General features: G+C 59.4%; 17 protein-coding genes, 1 tRNA gene and 2 pseudogenes. 10 read left to right on the top strand and 10 right to left on the bottom strand.

Going from position 1 to position 19,244, the window contains the following annotated elements; genetic code table 11:
* Positions 1–140: 140 nt before the first annotated feature.
* Positions 141–725, top strand: a complete 585-nt coding sequence (pth, locus tag JFU37_RS28835; protein WP_201120532.1) for an aminoacyl-tRNA hydrolase — start codon at positions 141–143, stop codon at positions 723–725.
* Positions 726–747: 22 nt separating this feature from the next.
* Complete coding sequence (gene ychF / locus JFU37_RS28830; RefSeq protein ID WP_201120531.1) at positions 748–1,848, top strand: redox-regulated ATPase YchF; 1,101 nt, start codon at positions 748–750, stop codon at positions 1,846–1,848.
* 191 nt (positions 1,849–2,039) lie between these two features.
* Here ychF and JFU37_RS28825 read toward each other — a convergent pair whose 3' ends face one another.
* Positions 2,040–3,257 carry an MFS transporter gene (locus JFU37_RS28825; RefSeq protein WP_201120530.1) on the bottom strand — a complete coding sequence of 406 codons (1,218 nt, stop codon included), beginning with the start codon at positions 3,255–3,257 and terminating at the stop codon, positions 2,040–2,042.
* A gap of 332 nt (positions 3,258–3,589) precedes the next feature.
* Between JFU37_RS28825 and JFU37_RS28820 the strand changes: the two genes are divergently transcribed.
* From JFU37_RS28820 to JFU37_RS28810, 3 genes are all read left to right on the top strand, one after another.
* Positions 3,590–5,647 carry a methyl-accepting chemotaxis protein gene (locus JFU37_RS28820; RefSeq protein ID WP_201120529.1) on the top strand — a complete coding sequence of 686 codons (2,058 nt, stop codon included), beginning with the start codon at positions 3,590–3,592 and terminating at the stop codon, positions 5,645–5,647.
* Between the two features lie 116 nt (positions 5,648–5,763).
* Positions 5,764–5,840: transfer RNA gene (locus JFU37_RS28815), tRNA-Met, on the top strand.
* Positions 5,841–6,045: 205 nt separating this feature from the next.
* Positions 6,046–6,942, top strand: a complete 897-nt coding sequence (locus tag JFU37_RS28810; protein ID WP_201120528.1) for a helix-turn-helix transcriptional regulator — start codon at positions 6,046–6,048, stop codon at positions 6,940–6,942.
* A 49-nt stretch (positions 6,943–6,991) separates the two neighbouring features.
* Here JFU37_RS28810 and JFU37_RS28805 read toward each other — a convergent pair whose 3' ends face one another.
* The 4 genes from JFU37_RS28805 to JFU37_RS28790 all read right to left on the bottom strand — a co-directional run bounded on the left by JFU37_RS28805 (position 6,992) and on the right by JFU37_RS28790 (position 11,800).
* Positions 6,992–8,422, bottom strand: a complete 1,431-nt coding sequence (locus JFU37_RS28805; RefSeq protein ID WP_201120527.1) for a purine-cytosine permease family protein — start codon at positions 8,420–8,422, stop codon at positions 6,992–6,994.
* Positions 8,419–8,574, bottom strand: a complete 156-nt coding sequence (locus JFU37_RS28800; RefSeq protein WP_201120526.1) for a hypothetical protein — start codon at positions 8,572–8,574, stop codon at positions 8,419–8,421. Before JFU37_RS28800 ends, JFU37_RS28805 begins: the two co-directional genes overlap by 4 nt.
* A 99-nt stretch (positions 8,575–8,673) precedes the next feature.
* Entirely contained in the window at positions 8,674–10,185 is a 1,512-nt protein-coding gene (locus tag JFU37_RS28795) for an aldehyde dehydrogenase family protein (protein ID WP_201120525.1), read from the bottom strand.
* Positions 10,186–10,690: 505 nt separating this feature from the next.
* Entirely contained in the window at positions 10,691–11,800 is a 1,110-nt protein-coding gene (locus JFU37_RS28790; protein WP_201120524.1) for a DUF2817 domain-containing protein, read from the bottom strand.
* 164 nt (positions 11,801–11,964) lie between these two features.
* Between JFU37_RS28790 and ggt the strand changes: the two genes are divergently transcribed.
* The 3 genes from ggt to JFU37_RS28775 all read left to right on the top strand — a co-directional run bounded on the left by ggt (position 11,965) and on the right by JFU37_RS28775 (position 14,745).
* Positions 11,965–13,797 (top strand): gamma-glutamyltransferase, encoded by a 1,833-nt coding sequence (ggt, locus tag JFU37_RS28785; RefSeq protein WP_201120523.1) that lies wholly within the window; start codon positions 11,965–11,967, stop codon positions 13,795–13,797.
* 270 nt (positions 13,798–14,067) lie between these two features.
* On the top strand, positions 14,068–14,370 hold the full coding sequence (locus JFU37_RS28780) for a type II toxin-antitoxin system HigB family toxin (RefSeq protein WP_201120522.1): 303 nt from the start codon (positions 14,068–14,070) through the stop codon (positions 14,368–14,370).
* A 3-nt stretch (positions 14,371–14,373) separates the two neighbouring features.
* Positions 14,374–14,745 (top strand): helix-turn-helix domain-containing protein, encoded by a 372-nt coding sequence (locus JFU37_RS28775; RefSeq protein WP_201120521.1) that lies wholly within the window; start codon positions 14,374–14,376, stop codon positions 14,743–14,745.
* Positions 14,746–14,769: 24 nt separating this feature from the next.
* Here the strand turns inward: JFU37_RS28775 and JFU37_RS28770 are convergent, their stop codons facing one another.
* The 3 genes and pseudogenes from JFU37_RS28770 to JFU37_RS28760 all read right to left on the bottom strand — a co-directional run.
* Complete coding sequence (locus JFU37_RS28770) at positions 14,770–15,198, bottom strand: TOBE domain-containing protein (RefSeq protein WP_201120520.1); 429 nt, start codon at positions 15,196–15,198, stop codon at positions 14,770–14,772.
* A gap of 37 nt (positions 15,199–15,235) precedes the next feature.
* Positions 15,236–16,330: a D-alanine--D-alanine ligase gene (gene ddlA / locus JFU37_RS28765; protein WP_201120519.1), complete on the bottom strand. Its 1,095-nt coding sequence runs from the start codon at positions 16,328–16,330 to the stop codon at positions 15,236–15,238.
* A 10-nt stretch (positions 16,331–16,340) separates the two neighbouring features.
* Positions 16,341–16,520: pseudogene (locus tag JFU37_RS28760) on the bottom strand (lysine transporter LysE); the annotation flags it as partial.
* A 128-nt stretch (positions 16,521–16,648) separates the two neighbouring features.
* Between JFU37_RS28760 and JFU37_RS28755 the strand changes: the two are divergent.
* Together JFU37_RS28755 and JFU37_RS28750 are read left to right on the top strand one after the other, a co-directional pair.
* Positions 16,649–17,458 carry an AraC family transcriptional regulator gene (locus tag JFU37_RS28755; RefSeq protein WP_201120518.1) on the top strand — a complete coding sequence of 270 codons (810 nt, stop codon included), beginning with the start codon at positions 16,649–16,651 and terminating at the stop codon, positions 17,456–17,458.
* Positions 17,459–17,534: 76 nt separating this feature from the next.
* Positions 17,535–17,903: a cupin domain-containing protein gene (locus tag JFU37_RS28750; protein ID WP_201120517.1), complete on the top strand. Its 369-nt coding sequence runs from the start codon at positions 17,535–17,537 to the stop codon at positions 17,901–17,903.
* A gap of 12 nt (positions 17,904–17,915) precedes the next feature.
* Here JFU37_RS28750 and JFU37_RS28745 read toward each other — a convergent pair whose 3' ends face one another.
* The gene (locus JFU37_RS28745) at positions 17,916–18,515 is read right to left on the bottom strand and encodes a flavin reductase family protein (RefSeq protein WP_201120516.1); all 600 of its coding nucleotides are present in this window, start codon (positions 18,513–18,515) and stop codon (positions 17,916–17,918) included.
* Positions 18,516–18,657: 142 nt separating this feature from the next.
* Positions 18,658–19,095 (bottom strand): annotated as a pseudogene (locus tag JFU37_RS31425) (methyl-accepting chemotaxis protein); the annotation flags it as partial.
* Between the last annotated feature and the right edge of the window lie 149 nt (positions 19,096–19,244).

Below are 19,244 nucleotides of genomic sequence, written 5' to 3'. Positions count from 1 at the left end.
ACATCGCGGACTAGAGCGTAGCGAGAAAGCGGGCGAGAACGCGGAGTTTACATAATGGTAAATGAGCACTTGTCGTCCACTTTCGCCGCACTCCCTGATTGCGGCGATGTTATCCACCACTCCAAGGAAGGGCCCCTATCGTGACTGCCATCAAACTGATCGTTGGCCTGGGAAATCCAGGCGCTGAATACGAACAGACCCGGCATAACGCAGGGGCCCTTTTTGTTGAGCGCATCGCGAACGCACAAGGCGTAAACCTTGTGGCCGATCGCAAATATTTTGGCCTGACCGGACGCTATTCGTATCAGGGTCAGGATGTTCGTCTGCTGATTCCCACCACGTACATGAACCGTAGCGGCCAGGCCGTGGCGGCACTCGCTGGCTTCTTCCGCATCAAGCCTGAAGAAATCCTCGTGGCGCATGACGAACTCGACTTGCCACCTGGCGTTGCCAAACTCAAACAGGGCGGCGGCCATGGCGGTCACAACGGGTTGCGCGACATCATCGCGCAACTGGGCAATCAGAATACCTTTCACCGCTTGCGGCTTGGCATTGGCCACCCGGGCGTTGCCAGTATGGTTTCAAATTTCGTCCTGGGTCGTGCGCCACGCGCCGAACAGGAAAAACTCGATGCCAGCATCGATTTTGCCCTCGGCGTGCTGCCGGATATCCTCGCCGGTGAATGGAACCGTGCGATGAAAAACCTGCACAGCCAGAAGGCCTGACTCTAATCCGAGGGGAAACACCATGGGATTCAATTGCGGCATCGTCGGCCTGCCTAACGTCGGCAAGTCCACCCTGTTCAACGCCCTGACCAAATCCGGGATCGCGGCCGAGAACTTCCCCTTCTGCACCATCGAGCCGAACACCGGTATCGTGCCGATGCCGGATCCGCGTCTGGAAGCCCTGGCAGCCATCGTCAATCCAAAGCGCATCCTGCCGACCACCATGGAGTTCGTCGACATCGCTGGCCTGGTTGCCGGCGCATCGAAAGGTGAAGGCCTGGGCAACAAATTCCTGGCCAACATCCGTGAAACCGATGCCATCGCTCACGTGGTCCGCTGCTTCGAAGACGAGAACGTGATTCACGTCTCCAACAGCGTCGACCCAAAACGCGACATCGAAATCATCGACCTGGAACTGATCTTCGCCGACCTCGACAGCTGCGAGAAACAACTGCAGAAAGTCGCCCGCAACGCCAAGGGTGGTGACAAGGACGCCGTGGTCCAGAAAGGTCTGCTGGAGCAACTGATTGCTCACTTCACCCTCGGCAAGCCAGCGCGCACGCTGATGAAGAGCATGGGCGCCGACGACAAATCGGTGATTCGTGGCTTCCATCTGCTGACCACCAAGCCAGTCATGTACATCGCCAACGTCGCTGAAGACGGTTTCGAGAACAACCCGCTGCTGGACATCGTCAAAGCCATCGCTGAAGAAGAAGGCGCCATGGTGGTTCCGGTCTGCAACAAGATCGAAGCCGAAATTGCCGAACTGGAAGACGGCGAAGAGAAAGACATGTTCCTCGAAGCCCTCGGCCTCGAAGAGCCTGGCCTGAACCGCGTGATTCGTGCCGGCTACGAAATGCTGCACTTGCAGACCTACTTCACCGCCGGTGTCGAAGAAGTCCGCGCCTGGACCGTCCGCGTCGGTGCTACCGCACCACAAGCCGCTGGCGTGATCCACACCGACTTCGAGAAAGGCTTCATCCGCGCCGAAGTGATCGCCTATGACGACTTCATCCAGTACAAGGGCGAAGCCGGCACCAAAGAAGCCGGTAAATGGCGTCTGGAAGGCAAGGACTACATCGTTAAAGACGGCGACGTGATGCACTTCCGTTTCAACGTCTAAGTTTATTCAGGACGAAGCACCCGCCCAAGAAAAAGCCGCGTTTAAACGCGGCTTTTTTGTGCGCGAAATATTTACCTCACACCCCCATTAACTGTAGGAGCGAGCTTGCTCGCGATGGTGTGTCAGTCGGCGCTTAATTGTCTGATACACCATCGCGAGCAAGCTCGCTCCTACAGGGGAGATGTGTGGGTTCAGGACTTTTTGGTCCTTGGCAGGAAGACCGCCAGCACACCAAACAACGGCAGGAACGAACACAGGAAGTACACGTACTCGATGCCGTGAATATCCGCCAGATGCCCCAGCAATGCAGCGCCAATCCCGCCAAAACCAAACATCAACCCGAAGAACACCCCGGCAATCATCCCGACATTGCCCGGCACCAGCTCTTGCGCATACACCACAATGGCCGAGAACGCCGAGGCGAGGATGAAGCCGATCACCACGCTCAGAATGCTGGTCCAGAACAGGTCGACGTGAGGCAGGATCAGGGTGAACGGCGCCACGCCGAGGATCGAAAACCAGATCACCGCTTTACGGCCAATCTTGTCGCCGATCGGTCCACCGAAGAAGGTCCCCGCCGCTACCGCGCCAAGAAAAAGGAACAAGTGCAGCTGCGAACTGGCGACCGACAGGTCAAACTTCTCGATCAGATAAAAGGTGAAGTAGCTGGTGAAACTGGCCATGTAGAAATACTTGGAGAACACCAGCAATCCGAGCACCACCAGCGCACTGATCACCCGGTTTTTCGACAACCCGTGAGTCGCCGCCTGGCCGGCCTTAAGCTTGAACAGGTTCAAGTGGTTGGCGTACCAGCGGCTGATCCGATAGAGCACAAACAGGGCAAACACGGCGAATAGCCCGAACCATGCAACATGGCCCTGACCGAAAGGAATGATGATTGCCGCCGCCAGCAACGGGCCGAAGGCCGAACCCGCATTACCGCCGACCTGAAAGGTCGATTGCGCCAGGCCGAAACGCCCGCCCGAGGCGAGTCGCGCCACACGAGACGCTTCCGGGTGAAAGGTCGACGAGCCGATACCGATCAACCCCGCCGCGAGCAGAATCAACGGAAAGGTGCCGACCACCGACATCATCAGGATGCCGATCAATGTGCAGACCGTCCCGGCTGGCAACAACCAGGGCTTGGGGTGGCGATCGGTGTAGTAGCCGACCCAGGGCTGCAGCAACGAGGCCGTCAGCTGGAACGTCAGCGTGATCAATCCGACCTGAGTAAAGGTCAGACCATAGTTGGCCTTGAGCATCGGGTAAATAGACGGCAGAACCGACTGAATCAGGTCGTTGATCAAATGCGCCAGCGCCACCGCGCCGATGATGCGCATGACCAAAGGACTGCTTTGTGATGTTGCGGACGCCGGCGGTGTGCCGGTCTGGGCATTGCTGATAGCCATGGGAATTTCCGTACAGCGGATGAGTGCGCACTCGCAGGTGCGTCAATGTGCCATTTTTCAGTGCAGCAGCGCTATCCCCTTAGCCTGCTAACGACCTCGGCGTTCATCGCTGAGAAGGTGATAGCGCAAAGCCATGGTCTGAATCTTGCCTTGCTTCTCCGCTTCAACGCGGGTCCCTTACAAAGGGGCCCGAGAATGGGAAGTTTCGCCACAGCGTCGGCCTACAGAGCTGACGAGGGTGAACTTTCGAGGCCTTTTAAAGGGCACAAGTCGTGGCCGCAATGGCCTCGGCGCACGCCAATGGTGCGTGGTGTCCAGGGGAGTCATGGGGCATGCAGGCTTTTTTATCACCGGGGATCGGGTTGCTGGGGCGTTTCGGTTTCGCACGTAAATTCCAGTTGTTGTTTCTGCTGTTTATTCTGCCCCTGGCGGGCAGCCTGTGGATGATCGGTCAGGACTATCGCGAGAAACTGACGCTGATCTCCGGCGAACGTGCCGGGGTTCATCAATTGCTCGCCCTCGATGCGCTCGACAACCTGCTCGCCGCTCAGCGCGACCGCGCGGCTCGCTGGCGCGCCACCGAAACCAATCGCCAGCCGACGCCTGCCACGCTCACGGCGATGGCCGCATTTGACGCGGTTCAGCCAGCCGTCGCGCAAGCCACCTCGGACCTCGGCAACGCACTGCAAACCGAAGGCGCCGAGGGTGAAACCCTGGCCCGTTACCAAGCCCTGCAAGCCGCGCTCAACGGCCTGGACTCGAAAAGCCTGAGCAGCGTCGGCTGGTGGCCGGACGGCTATGATCGCTTTACCAACGCCTTGAGCGCCCTGCAAGCCTTGCGCGAACAGATCGCCATGGACAATCGCCTGACGCTGGCGCCGTGGCTGGAAACCTACCTGCTGACGCAGATCTCCACGCAGCACGCACCGGACCTGATCGAACGGGTCGGTCGCCTCGCCAGCGTTGGCCAGGCGTCGGTGGTGTCCGGACAGTTCACTCTGCAAAGCCGTCTGCAATTGCGAGATTTGCGCAGCCGCATCGGCGACGCCCGAGAGCAACTGGTGAAAACCGCCAGTCTGCTGGAAGCGCGTCTACCCAGCGCCTTGCAAGCCTGGGCCGGGCAATACCATGACAGCCTCAAGCACCTGGACGCCGAACTGAAAGTGCTCGATGACGGTGTATTCGGCGGCAGCATCAAGCTCAAGCCCGAGGAGTTCGAACGCAGCCTGGACACCTTGCTCACCGACCTCGCCTCGTTGCGTCAGCAGTCGTTGGTGTCGCTGGATCGGCGCCTGGATTACTACCACGGTTCCGCCATCCGCCAGTTCATCTTGGTAGCGACGATCCTGGGCTGCCTGCTACTGGCCGCGCTATACCTGTTCATCTGCTTGCAGGCCTCGATCCGTCGCAGCGCCAGCGGCATCACCCTGCTGGCTGAAGCACTTCGCGATGGCAATCTGAGCCTGCAAGTACCGGTGCAGGGCCGAGACGAACTGGCCGCTATCAGCACCGCCCTCAACGTCGCCGTGGTGCAACTGCGCAACAGCCTGCTGGGGGTCGATCATGAAACCTTGCAACTGAGCAACGCGGTACGCACCCTCAATCATCATTCCAGTGGTGCATTGGGTGAGGTCGAAGCTCAGCAGCTGCAGATCAGCCAGATCGCCGCCGCGGCGACGCAATTGGCCGCGACCTCTCAAGGGGTCGCCCAGAGTTGCGAGCAGGCTTCTGGCAGCGCTCAGCACACCCGGCGCATCGCCGCCGACAGCAGCCGTGACAGCCAGCGTACGACAGCAAGCATTCAGCAACTCAATCAGCGCTTGAACGACACCGCTGCGGCACTGGGCCGGGTCAGTGAGCAAGGGCAGCAAATTCAATTGGTGGTGGACACCATTCGCGGCGTTGCCGAACAGACCAACCTGCTCGCGCTCAACGCCGCCATCGAAGCTGCTCGAGCCGGTGAGCAAGGTCGGGGGTTTGCCGTGGTGGCCGATGAGGTGCGCAGCCTGTCGCAGCGCACCCAGTCCTCCACCGCGCAGATTGCCGGCACTGTCGACAGCCTGCGCAGTACCGTGAACGAAGCGGTGAGCCTGATGGAAACCGCTTGCGGCCAGGCTCAGTCCGACGCGCAGGCGGTCACTGACCTCGGCGAACGATTGGGGGAAATTGCCAGCGCCGTGCAGAGCGTCACCGACACCCTGGCGCAAATCGCCACAGCGGTCGACGAGCAAGCCACCACCGCCGACGAAGTCAGCGGCAACATCCAGCAAGTCGATCAGGCGGCGGTACGCTTGCTCGAAGGCGCGCGGGCAGTGAACCTGGCGGCGGACACCTTGAGCCAAGGCAGCAAGGCCCTGAGTACCAATACCGGGAGATTTCAGCTCAGTTGACGCCCTCCCCTGGCCCGCTTTTTCGGGCCAAGTGGATAAGCGGTTGAAAGCGTAGAGAAATATTTTATATTTACGCTTGACGCATCTGCATTACCGGTGAATAATGCGCGCCACTTGGCTACATAGCTCAGTTGGTTAGAGCATAGCATTCATAATGCTGGGGTCCGGGGTTCAAGTCCCTGTGTAGCCACCAAGTACTAAAAACGGCTTACCGAAAGGTAGGCCGTTTTTTTATGCCTCGAGAAAAGTGCCACACCGCAGGGCCGTCGCCATTGCCGCTCTGCACTTTACCTCTGCTTCGATTTACTGCTAGAAGATCACTGCATCGGTTGCCGGCCTAACACGCCGGGCATCTGATGCGCTGTCTCCCAGCCAGAAAAATAATAAGAGGCGAGGCCATGTTCCGAAAACCGCATCCCGATGCACTTTCACCACAAGCCTGGGCAGCCTTTATGCCCACCCCAGCACAACTCTCCAGCGACGACAGTGGCTGGTCGTCGATCACGGCACGCCGTCACCAACATCCGCCGAGTGGATACATCCAGCCACCTCCACTCGCCGCTCATTTTATCGTGATCCACCTGGACACCCCTGGTGATCTCGGTGTGCGGCTGAACGGCCAATGGCTGCGCGGGCACAGTCGCCCGGGACAGATTTCCATCATGTCCGCCAACCAGGAAAACGCTTGGGAATGGACAGCGGCCATCGACTCTTTGCATCTGTGTCTTGACCCCCGCGCCCTGCAGCGGACAGCGCGCGAGATCGACATGACAGCCTTCGAGCTGGTCGATGGGATAGGGCTTGAAAACAAGGCCATCTACAACATTGGCCTAGGGCTCCTCGACGAGTTGCGTGGCGAAAAGCCGGGTTCGCGTGCCTATGTTCAAGCATTGACCCAGACCTTCTGCCTGGAGCTGTTGCGCGGTCATTGCAACATCCACCCCGACGAGCCGGACGAGCGTCTAGCGCTGTCGCCCCACAAGCTGAAGGCGGCACTGGACTTTGTCGAAAGCAATCTGGCGCAGAATATTTCGGTTGAAGACATCGCCTTGGCGGCCAAAACCAGCCACTTCCATTTCGCCCACACCTTCCGCAAGGCCATGGGAATTTCGCCCTATCACTACTTGCTGCAACGGCGTATCGAGCGCGCCAAGCTCCTGTTGAGAGACACGGATGCGCCGATTAGCGATGTGGCACTGGCGACTGGCTTTTCCAGTCAGAGCCATTTTACTGCCTGCTTTCACAGAACGAGCCAGGAAACGCCCAAGCGTTTTCGTGAGCGCAACGATGAGTGAGCCAACGCAAAAAACCCCGGAGCATGGGCTGCATACTCCGGGCCGGTATCTACCGATAGCCACCTTTGCCTGCTGGCCGAACCCATAGGTGGGTGACGACGCAGTACACCAGTCCCGCGATCAGTACTGATGGCAGTGAGGCCGTGGTGAATGCATAGGGGCCATGACTTTCATACGTCAGCGGATCGAGTAGCCCAACGTAGGTGGCGCAACCGGCAACCATCGCCAACAGCGCTGCCGGGTTGAATCCACCCCAGAAGCGATAGGGGCTGTCTGGCCCATTGTCGAACAGTGCTCGCACCCCGACTTGGCGTCGCCGCATCAGGTAGTAATCGGCGATCTGAATCCCGCAGAGCGGCGCAAAACCCACGCCAATGAACGCGAGGAACGTGCCGAAGTGGGCAAAGAACAGCTCTGGAATAAACAGCCCGACCGTGGCAACCGGCAGGATGGTGATCAGCAGAATCGCTGGCCAGGACAATGTCTCCAGCGCTTTGAAGTGCCGCAGTCCGATAGCCGATGCGTAGACCCCGGCCACGGCAGTTCCCAGATTGGCGGCCGCCACGAACAGCAAGGCAACGATCCCGTAGGCAGGTCCGCCAATGGTGCGTAACCACTCGGACGGATCGGAAACCTGCAGCACCAGAACCCCGGCGATACCGATCAGACTCAGTGCCGGTACCGGGGCCGACATGCCCAGCATGATCGGTAGCGCAGCGGTTCGTCCCTTCGGCGCCATCCGCACCATCGCCCCGATGTAGGGCCACCAGGACAGCAGCGAGGCGATGCCGATTTCCACGCCCGTGGTGTAATTCCACAGCCGGTCTGGCGATGCGGCCGCCGGCACCGCGGTGGAGAGATCGTGCCAGCGCTCGCTGACGATGATGTAGAGCACCCAGAAACCAACCAGCACATGGACGACGAGAATCCTGGCGATCCGATCGACTCCGCGAGACCCCTTCAATAAAAAACAAAACACCAGTGAGCACGCCAGCAGGATGGTCATCGGCACCAGCAAGGCGCTGTTACCGTCCTCGATCCAGCCAAGCGCCAGGAGCAATTGCGTGGTCGACTTGGCGAAGAAAATCAACAACAGGGAGTTCCAGCCGACGATCGAGATGAATTGCATGGCACTGACTAGAACCCAGCCGCGATTGCCGAACTGCGGTTTGGCCGAAGCAATCGAGTCGACACCGAAACGCATGCACACCGGCACCGCTGCCAGGGCCACCAACAACATGCCGATCATGCATCCGGCAGTGAGGGAAATGGCGCCTTGAGCGAAGGGCAGGTAAGCCCCGACATAGCCCCCAATCAGATAGCACCACGTTGCGGCAGCGGCGGTGGCCAGTGAAATACCGAGTTTCCAGCTACCCCAGGTACGCTCATGGCGTAGCAGCGGCAACGCGCTTTTGTCTGCCTCGATATCGCTGCCCGAATCCGCGGCGGAGCCGTCCAGCGTCGATATGTGCTCGTTCATACGTACCACCCCGCTATCAGCGCGATGATCGGCAGCACTACCCCGAGCAGGAGCAGCCAGAACCAACTCGTCGCATCGAAGTCTTCGCCTTGCTCCGCCGGGTTCTCCAGCAGCCGTAGACGTCTTTCCAGTTCGCCAGTTTGTTGTTGCATTTTTTTGGCCCTCACCAGATATCCATTTACAAATGACCCGCCATTCAGAAGAGGACGGCGGGAGTGGCTGGCCCCCATAAAAAGAGGCCCAACCGGTGTTCAGCGCTGCCCAGGGAACGCATCTTCATCGCGGAACGGGAACCACCAGAAGTCTTGCGCCGACGCGGCAGGGTCCATCATCACGAACTTGCTGTGACGGAAGTTATCCAGCCCCTCGGCCCCCAATTGACGCCCCATACCCGACTGCTTGCGACCGCCAAATGGCCCTGCATCGTTATCCAGCAGAGGAGCGTTCACCCAGACCATGCCGGCCTCCAGTTCATGGGTAGCGCGCATGCTCTCTTCCAGGTTGGTGGTATAGATCGTCGACCCCAACCCATAGCGGGAATCATTCGACAGTGCCAGGGCCTCATCCAGGCTTGCCACTTTGCAGATCGGTGCCACTGGCCCGAAGCTCTCGTCGTGCATGATATCCATGGTCGCAGCGATGTCGGTCAGCACCGTGGCGTCAGCGAACCAGCCCTTATCAAGGCCGCGCGGGCGACCACCTCCTGTACCGACGCGAGCGCCCTGCTCGATGGCCCGGTGAAGAATCCGTTCGTAGCGTTCGCGCTGCCCTTGCGAGGCCAGCGGTCCCATATCGACCTTGTCCAGACCATTGCCGACCCGGATACACCGGGCATGGTGAATCAAGCGCTCGACGAACGCGTCATAGACCGCCTCGTGGACATAAAAACGCTCCGAGGACGCACACACCTGGCCGCAGTTGAGATAGGCACCGAAGGCCGCGCCACGGGCAGCGATGTCGATCGGCGCCGACGGCATGACAATGAACGGGTCGTTGCCCGAGGTTTCGATCAAGGTGCGCTTGTACATTCCCGCGCACTCACGGGCGATACTGCGCCCCGTCTCAATCCCGCCCGTAAATGCCACCATGTGCGTATCCGCATGCCGGACCAGTTGTTGGCCGACCTCGGCGCCGCCGGTCAGTACCTGAACCAGGCCCTGTCCCAGCCCAGCGAACGCCTGGACAAACTGCAAGGTGGTCAGCGAAGTCAGCTCAGAGGGTTTGATGATCACCGCATTGCCGGCCACCAGCGCCGCAGCGGCTTGCCAGCAGAGCAGGCAGAGCGGGTAGTTGAACGGCAGGATCAGCACCACCACACCCAGCGGTTCCTTCAGCGAGAAGTTGAATTGCCCGTCTACCACCGGACCTGCTACCCGTCCGATCTCGTGTCGACCCAACTCCGCGTAGTAATCCACTGCCGTGGCGGACCAGGAGGCTTCATCGAAGGACTCTTTGTAAGTCTTGCCAATCTCACGGGTGAGCATTTCCGCGAACAGTGGGCGCTGCCGGCGGATTTCGGCGGCGATTTCATGCATCGCTTCGGCACGATGCAGCGCATTGGTCCGGTTCCAGCGTTTCTGCGCCTGGTTGGCGATACCGATTGCTTGATTCACCTCTTCCCGGGTGGCATCGCACAGTTCACCAATACGCTGTTCGGTCGCGGGATCGAGTACATCGTAATTCGAGGGACTCGTTCCCGCCTGCAACTCACCATTTATCCAATGACAGCCGCTGAGGCTGGCGAACAGTTCTAGAGCACTCATAGGAGACGCATTTCCTTTAACAGATGGATTTGAGCACTCTCCAGGCGCCCAAGCGGTGTTGCCTGGCGGTGCGCTGTGAATGCCTTGAAGCGCCCCCAAGTTATGCCCAGAGCCATCTGTCGTTCTTTCAGGTTCCTGCTGCTTTTTATTCAATCCTGCGAATTGTTGTTCTCGCGTTATCGCGCAATCTGTTTCATCGAGGCTAGACAAGCCAGTACTGCCCCTAATGCCAGTCAGTTAAGAAATAGCAGGCAAAACACGCTTTATGTAGCAGCTGGCGAAGCCTGCGTCCGGCTGCGCAGCAGTCGTAAAACCTGAGGGCGGGGTTTTCCTGAAACACCGCATCGCTTGATTTACGACTGCTGCGCAGCCGGACGCAGGCTGCGCCAGCTGCTACAGACCGTATTACGGCTTAACTGATCGGCATTAGGTTCTGCCCCGCGATTTCGCAGGCTGAATGATTTGGCTTGATCAGGTTCCGGACTGGATCAGGAAAGCGTCGACTTCAGGCGCGAAGCGTCGGCAGCGCCGACAACGCGCGCTCCCATATCTGCCAGGTGCGCAGCCAGACCATCGCCTGCCAGTCGCTGTCGGCGGGATAGAACTGTTCAACCAGATTCAGTTTGATCCCGCGCCCTACTGCATCACTCGGATTGCCGTGTAGGTGCAGCCAGTGATCATCGCGCAGATGACGATGGACGTCCGGCCCCGGATAAGTCCCGCATTCGATCACAAACGGCATCAGCCGCACGTGCGGTAGCGCATTGATCAACGCCTGCGAGGTGTAGCCCGTGGCGGTGGCCGCAACGCCGGTTTCGCTCAGCGTGTCGGCGCCCGTATGCAAGGTGTAGAGCCACGGACCATAGATGGCCTGCGCATCCGCAAGCGCTGGATACGCCGACTGGGTAATGGTCAGCAACATTGGGTGACCGTACTCCCCGGCGCCGGTGTGCAAGTCGAAACACATGGCCACTTCGGCATGGGCAACATGCGTTTGAATGATCTGATGCAACGTGCGGTTCGACCAGCTCGGTGCCAGCCCGCCGTAAAACAAACCATCGGGATGACCATGCTGGCCACCCTCGACAATCGACATCACCGCCGGCCAGCCGTGTTCGCCAATCTGCTCGTCGAGCAAGGCATCGGCGCGATCACGCTCCGGGCCCTGCAACTCGGTGCAGGCATAGATTTCATGCAGCGCGGCATAGGCCTGATTGTCTGGCAGTGGCCCCTCGAAATTCAGGTGATTGCGGTTCAGGTCGATGTTGTCTTCATTGACCCGTCGCAACCACGCCGTCCCCCAGGGATTGATCAGGTGGATCATCACCACGGCGACATCCACCGGCAGCGAACGCTTGCCCAATTCCTGCAGCCACTTGATCTGGCAGCCCGAACCATAGAAGCCTTCGACCCCGTGGGTGCCGCTGAGCGCAATCAGCAGGCGCTTGGCAGCCGGATCGCCAAGTACTGCGACATCGGTGCTCAAGGGCTCACCGAACGGCCCTTTAAGTGGATGCGGGTACTCCGTCAGCGTTGCACCGGCCGCCGTGGCGGCGGCCAGAAATTGTTCACGCGAAGTGCGGTAGCTGGGCTGGGTGGGAAACTCGGTTTGCATGTCTGCCTCTTGTTGATCTTCTGGCCAATCTGTTGTCCTCGACCCTACAGAAAATCCGTCGACGGATGAAGGACAAACGCATCTTTACTGTAGGCCTTGGTTTGCGTCACTTCCTGTCGGCCGATAAAGTCCACGGATCTTTTCCCACGGACGGAGTACCCCGCGTGTTCTCAGCCTTCCATTTGAGCCGCTATCGCCTGTCAGCGCTTTCGCTGATCGCCACCGCATTAACCCTTGCAGCCTGCAATGTTCCGCCCTCTTCAACGTTGCCGGTCGCGCCGGAAGTCGCCTCGGGTTACCGCACCGACCTGCTCACGCAGCACGCTGCGAAACACATGGCTGCTGCGGCTAATCCTTTGGCGGCTGAGGCCGGACGAGAAATGCTGCGTCTGGGTGGCTCAGCGATTGATGCCGCGATTGCGATGCAAGCGGTGTTGACCCTGGTCGAGCCGCAATCCTCCGGCATTGGGGGTGGTGCGTTGATCGTGCTGTGGGATGGCAAGAATGTGCGTACTTACGATGGCCGTGAAACCGCACCGGCCGGCGCCACCGAGAAGCTTTTCCTGCAGGCCGACGGCAAACCGATGCCATTCACCCAGGCACAGATTGGTGGCCGCTCGGTGGGGACACCGGGCGTGTTGCGAGCGCTTGAGCTGGCCCATCAGAAACACGGTCGGCTGCCATGGGCGAAGCTGTTCGAACCGGCCATCAAACTGGCGGAAGAAGGCTTCGCCATCTCGCCACGCCTTCAACGGTTGATCGCCTCGGATTCGTCCATGCGTCGCTCACCGGACATGATGGCTTACTTCCTCGATGCGGATGGCAGCCCGAAAGCCGTCGGCACGCTACTGAAAAACCCGGCACTGGCCGCAGTCCTGAAACGCATCGCCATCGAAGGGCCTGATGCGTTTTACACAGGCCCCGTCGCCCAAGAGATGGTCACCAAAGTTCGGGGCCACGCCAACCCCGGCAGCCTGTCGCTGAACGACCTCAAAAGTTACAGCGCCAAGGAGCGCGCGCCGCTGTGCACCGACTACAAACGCTGGCAGGTGTGCGGCATGCCGCCACCGTCGTCGGGCGGAATCGCCGTGGCACAGATCCTTGGCACGCTGGAAGCGTTGCAGACTCGCGATAAACGCTTTGCCCTGGCACCGCTCAAACCGGTCAAGACTGACACGCCAGCAGGCGTCGAACCGTCGCCTGAGGCCGTGCACCTGATCTCCGAAGCCGAGCGCCTGGCCTACGCCGATCGCGCACAGTACGTGGCCGACACGGACTTCGTGCCCGTCCCCGTCAAAGGCCTGGTGGACCCGACGTATCTGGCGAGCCGCGCCGCGCTGATCAGCGATCGCAGCATGGGCCTCGCCAAACCCGGCACCCCGCCGGGGATTCAGGTGGCTTATGCGCCGGATCGCTCACCGTTGCGGATCTCCACCTCACAAGTGGTGGCGGTCGATGACCAGGGCGGCGCCGTGTCCATGACCACCACCGTCGAATCCGCGTTCGGCTCGCACTTGATGGTCCAGGGCTTTGTGCTCAACAACCAGCTGACCGATTTTTCGTTCATTCCCGAAGAAAACGGGCAAAAGGTCGCCAACCGCGTAGAACCCGGCAAACGCCCGCGCTCGTCCATGGCCCCCACCCTGATCTTCGACCGCCAGAACGGCGAATTCCTCGCCACCCTCGGCTCACCGGGCGGTTCGCAGATCATCGAATACGTCGCCAAGTCGACCATTGGCCTGCTCGACTGGAACCTCGACCCGCAAACCGCCATCCGCCTGCCCAACTTCGGCAGCCGCAACGGCCCGACCGAGCTGGAGCAAGGGCAGTTCAGCCCGGCACTGATTCAGGCGCTGAAGGACAAAGGCCACAGCGTGGACGAGATCGACATGACCAGCGGCACCCAGGCGATTGTTCGGGTCAAGGATGCGCAAGGGAAAGCGTCATTGGCGGGCGGGGCGGATCCGCGGCGTGAGGGGGAAGCGTTGGGGGATTGAGTCTTACGCTGAGTGGAAAGGGCTTACCGGGAGGTAGGCCTTTTTTTATGAAAATAAATCCTGATCGGCCCGGTCGCGCAGCCTTTTCCTACCCGCGAATGACTGCTTCTTGGATAGAGTTCGGAGATCAGTTTCCCAATTCCGAGCCAGCCCCAGCTCATCAAATCGGCAATCGGCAGCACTTGATACAGAAGTCGAACTCACGTCCCCGCACATCGGATACGCCTTCACAGACTTGCATCAGTCCCACCACGGGACTAGGATCACTCAATGAGAATCATCGCTATCAGTCAACTGAAAAGGTTTTGGGAGAAATACCCCGATTCGGAACAGTCCTTTCTGGCCTGGATGGACGAGGCTAGAAATGCTGAGTGGAAAATGCCAGCGGACATAAAGGCGCACTTTGCTAGCGCCAGTATTCTCAAAAGCCGCAGAGTCGTGTTCAACATCAAAGGCAATGACTTTCGGTTGGTAGTCGCTGTGGCGTATCGCTTCGGCGCCGTATACATAAAATTTGTCGGCACTCACAAGCAGTACGACGCTATCGACGCTGATACCGTCGAGATGGAGTAACCCATGAACATTCGTCCGATTCACACCGACGACGACTACCGTGCAGCCCTCAAGAATGTGTCAGCACTGTTCGACAACGAACCAGAGCCTGGCACCCCTGAAGGTGATCACTTCGACATCATGATCACGCTGATCGAAGCCTATGAATCGAAGCAGTTCCCAGTGGATCTGCCCAATCCGATTGACGCGATAAAGTTTCGTATGGAGCAGTCCGGCTTATCTGCTGCTGACTTGGCACCCGCTATTGGACGTACAAACCGGGTCTACGAAGTGCTCAATGGCAAGCGCGCACTGACACTCCCGATGATTTGGAAGCTTCATGATTTATTCGGGATACCCGCAGAAAGTCTGATCAAGCCCGTGAAGCAGGCTTGACCAGGTGTAAGCCAACGCCTGAAATCAAACCGGCACACCCAAAATAATGTGCGACGCCTTGATCACCGCCGTCGCACTCACGCCCGGCGCCAGGCCCAATTCTGCTACAGCCTGGCGCGTCACGATCGAATAGACCTCGGTACCGCCGTCGAGCTCGATGACGACTTCGGCGTTCACTGAGCCGTCGATGACGCTGGTGACTTTGCCTGCCAGGCAGTTGCGCGCCGAGAGGCGAATGTCGCTGGATTCGGTCATCAGCATGACCCACGGCGCCTTGACCAGCGCGACTGCCTCCTTGCCGACCGCCAGGCCGAGGTTCTTCACGCTTTCCATGGTTACCACGGCCACCAGCTCATTGCCTCCCGCCAGTTTCAGCGAGACTTCGGCGTTGACCGCACCTGGCTGCAATTGACTGATGGTGCCTTTGAATACGTTACGCGCGCTGACTTTCATGACGTTATCGCCTCGAATAATTATTGTTGGATAAAACCTACCGAGAGATCTTTAGCGCCTGCCGTGCCTTGTGCTTCTCCAGCGCCAGGTCGATCAAACGGCTGACCAGCTCGCTGTAACTCATGCCGGCGGCCTGCCACAGCTTGGGGTACATGCTGATGCGGGTGAAGCCTGGCAGCGAGTTGATTTCGTTGATCAGCACTTCGCCGCTGTCGGTCAGGAACACATCGACTCGGGCCAGCCCGGAACAGCCCAGCACTTGAAATGCTTCGACGGCCATGGCGCGAATGCGTTCGCTTGCGTCGACGCTGATATTAGCCGGCACCACGACTTCTGCCGCCTGATCGTCGATGTATTTGCTGTCGTAGGAATAGAATCCGCTGTGCACCACGATCTCGCCACAACCACTGGCGATGGCGTCTTCATTGCCGAGCACCGCGCATTCGATTTCGCGACCGCTGACGGCGGACTCCACCAGCACTTTCTCATCGAACCCCAGGGCCAGCTCGACGGCCGCCGCGTATCCGGCTTCGTCAGTCACCTTGCTCACGCCCACGGAAGAACCCTGGTTCGCCGGTTTGACGAACAGTGGCAGGCCGAGTTTGCCTTGCACCTCGGCGAATGCGGTGCGCGCCGCCGTGGCGCGGGTCAACGTCACGAACGGCGTGACCGCCAACCCGGCGTCACGCAGCAAGCGCTTACTGATGTCCTTGTCCATGCAGACGGCCGAGCCCAGCACGTCAGAGCCGACAAACGGCAGAGCGGCCATGCGCAGCAAACCTTGCAGGCAACCGTCCTCACCCAGGGTGCCGTGGACAATCGGAAAAATCACATCGACGTGCCCCAGCAGTTCCTGACTGGAGGTTTCTACCAATTGCTGACTGGCCTTGCCCGGCACGACGGCCAGTTCACGGTTGGATTGATTAAGGGCGATCAGTGCCGGGTTTTCCTGATTGAGCAGGAAGTTCGACGGGTCGTTGAGGTGCCAGTGGCCTTGTTTGTCGATACCGATCAACACCGGTTCGAAGCGCGAACGATCCAGTGCATCGACGATATTCTTCGCCGACTGCAAAGACACTTCGTGCTCAGTCGAACGGCCGCCAAAAATAATCCCTACCCGCAGCTTGCTCATAGAAAACACCTCAACGATTGGCCACCAGATGCGCACCGAACAGCAAGTAGCAACTGCCAGCAAAGCGATCCAGCCATTTGCGCGATCGCTCGTAAGCCCCTGCGACCCGACGGCTGGCGAACAGCAGCGCTACGCTGCAATACCAGCTGAAAGACAAGGTCGCCATAGTTAGCGGCGCCTTCGTGGTTAAAAAGAATATGCAGCACCTTGCAACATTAGCCCGTAATTTTCTACCAATCGGATGGTTAGATCGCCAGCAGACAGGTGGCGGGGCGCTGGGGTAACGTAATCTGCATCGAATTCAAGACAACGACGTCCATGACCAAGCAAACGCGTCCCATCGACTGGTTCCACCGTGCGCCCGACGGTGGAGGGCTTCAGCGTTTCGAAGCGTTTTTCGCAGGTCACGGCTACAACCTTCACCGTCACGACACCTATGCCATCGGGCTAACCCTGGCCGGCGTGCAGAGTTTTCAGTATCGAGGCGGCTGGCGCCACAGTCTGCCGGGCGGGACGATGGTGCTGCACCCGGACGAAGTACACGACGGCGAGGCCGGCACGGAGGCCGGTTTCAAATACCGAATGATGTACATCCAGCCGGCGCTGATCCAGCAGATGCTCGGCGGTCAGCCGCTGCCGTTTATCAAAAACGGGCTGTCGACCGACCCTCGACTGTTCGCCGCCACCGCCATGCTGTTGCGAAGCCTCGATGGCCCCCTTGATCCACTGGAAGAACAGGACGCGCTGTTCGATTTGGCGCAAGCCTTGAGCAATGCTTGCGGAGTATCTGTCACCCGCCCGAGCTTCGACTATGTGGCAGCGGAGCGCGTGCGGGAGTTCATAGACAGCGCTCTGGATCGCACCGTGACGCTGGAAGAACTGGCGCAGCACAGCGGTCGGGATCGCTGGAGTCTGTCGCGGGATTTTCGCCTGTTATTCGGCACCAGTCCGTATCGCTACTTGACGATGCGCCGCCTGGACCTGGTCCGCTCACTGCTGATTCAGGGTCAGTCACTGGTCAGCGCCGCCCTGATCGCTGGCTTTACCGATCAGAGCCACATGACCCGGCAATTCAGCAAAACCTACGGACTGTCGCCGGCCCGCTGGATGAAAATGCACCGTCGCTAAGTCCCGCACAATCGTACAAGAAGCGCATCGATGCGCTGGCTATCGTGGATTCACGATCAACCACGAGAGCCGCGTCATGAACGCTTACGAAAGCCTGAACTTTGCTGAAAAAATTTCCAGGATCACCTCGCACTGGACGCCTCGGGTCATTGCCGAAATGAACGACTACCAGTTCAAGGTGGTGAAGCTGCTGGGGGATTTCATCTGGCACGACCATCTCGATACCGACGAAGCGTTCATCGTTCTGGAAGGCCAGTTGCGCATCGACTTTCGCGATGGCCACGCTTTGGTGAACGCGGGCGAAATGTATGTGGTGCCGAAGGGCGTCGAGCACAAACCGTTCGCCGAGCAGGAGGTGAAACTGCTGCTGATCGAACCCAAGGGTGTCTTGAACACTGGCAGCGAAGGCGGCGACCGCACCGCCCAGAATGACCTGTGGGTGTGAACAGCAGCCGGCTTACGCCTGCAAGGTTTTACCGTCCACCGGATCGCCAATCTTCAAGAAATGCCCGCCAGCCACGTGATGCAAGGTACGTAATGCGTCTTGCCCTTCGAAGTGCCAGCGGCCTTCGCTGAACACGCGTTCGTCTGCCTGCGCGGCAATCACTTCGGCCAGGAACAGATCGTATTGCTGGTGATTGCCCGGCTCCGGCAGCAATCGGCACTCTAGCCACGCGACGCAGCCTTCGAGCATCGGCGCCTCGATCAATTCGCCACTGAAGGTTTGCAAGCCATACACCTGGAACTTGTCCCGACCTTGGCCCTGAACCAATTCCAGGCCGGAGGTCGAACCGACTGTCTGCACGATATCGGCCTGGGCGGCGCAGGGTACGTTCAGCACGAACGTACCGGAGCCTTCCAGCAGTTGTCGGGTCCAGGTGGACTTATCCAGCACCACGGCAATTTTCGGTGGTTCGAAGTCCAGCGGCATGGCCCAGGCGGCGGCCATGATATTGCGCTGGCCATCATGGGCCGCGCTGACCAGCACAGTCGGCCCATGATTGAGCAGGCGATAAGCCTTGGACAACGGAACCGGACGGCGATGGGAAACGCTCATGGATGGCTACTCCTCGGAAAAGAGCCAATTGTAGCCATATCCCGCGAGACGCGGAAAAGATCGCAGGCTGCGGCAGCTCCTACAGGTGTGCCCATGTAGGAGCTGCCGAAGGCTGCGATCTTTTAAACATACTGACGCGTAATCAACTCGCCAGCTGATTGGCAAACTGCCCCACCGCGTTCACCACTTTCTGCGCACCGTCCTGAATTTCGACGATCACCGTGCCGGCCTCTGCCGCCAACGCCAGGCCTTGTTCAGCCTGAAGCTTGCCGTCGGTAATCAGGGCCACGGCGTTGCGGGCCATCTCCTGATTCTGGCGCACTACGCCGACAATTTCATCGGTGGCCTGGCTGGTGCGTGATGCCAGTTGCCGGACCTCGTCCGCCACTACCGCAAAACCGCGCCCCTGTTCGCCCGCCCGAGCCGCTTCGATGGCCGCATTGAGCGCCAGCAAGTTGGTTTGTTCGGCAATGCCGCTGATGGTTTTAACGATGGTGCCGATCACCAGTGATTGCTCGTTAAGGGCTTCGATACCTTCGCCGGCGGTTTGCATATGCTTGGCAAGATCTCGCAGCACATTCACCGCTTGTGTGACCACGGCGTTACCGCGCTGAGCACTATTGTCGGTTTGTTGTGAAGTGCTGTAGGCAATGTTGGCCGCTTCGGCGACTGCCTGTTCCTGCTTGACCTGGTCGCTAATCACCGTGGCGAATTTCACCACTTTGTAGA

Source organism: Pseudomonas sp. TH41, from assembly GCF_016650695.1.
Classification (GTDB): Bacteria; Pseudomonadota; Gammaproteobacteria; order Pseudomonadales; family Pseudomonadaceae; genus Aquipseudomonas.
This window is presented reverse-complemented; position numbering and strand designations above follow the sequence as displayed.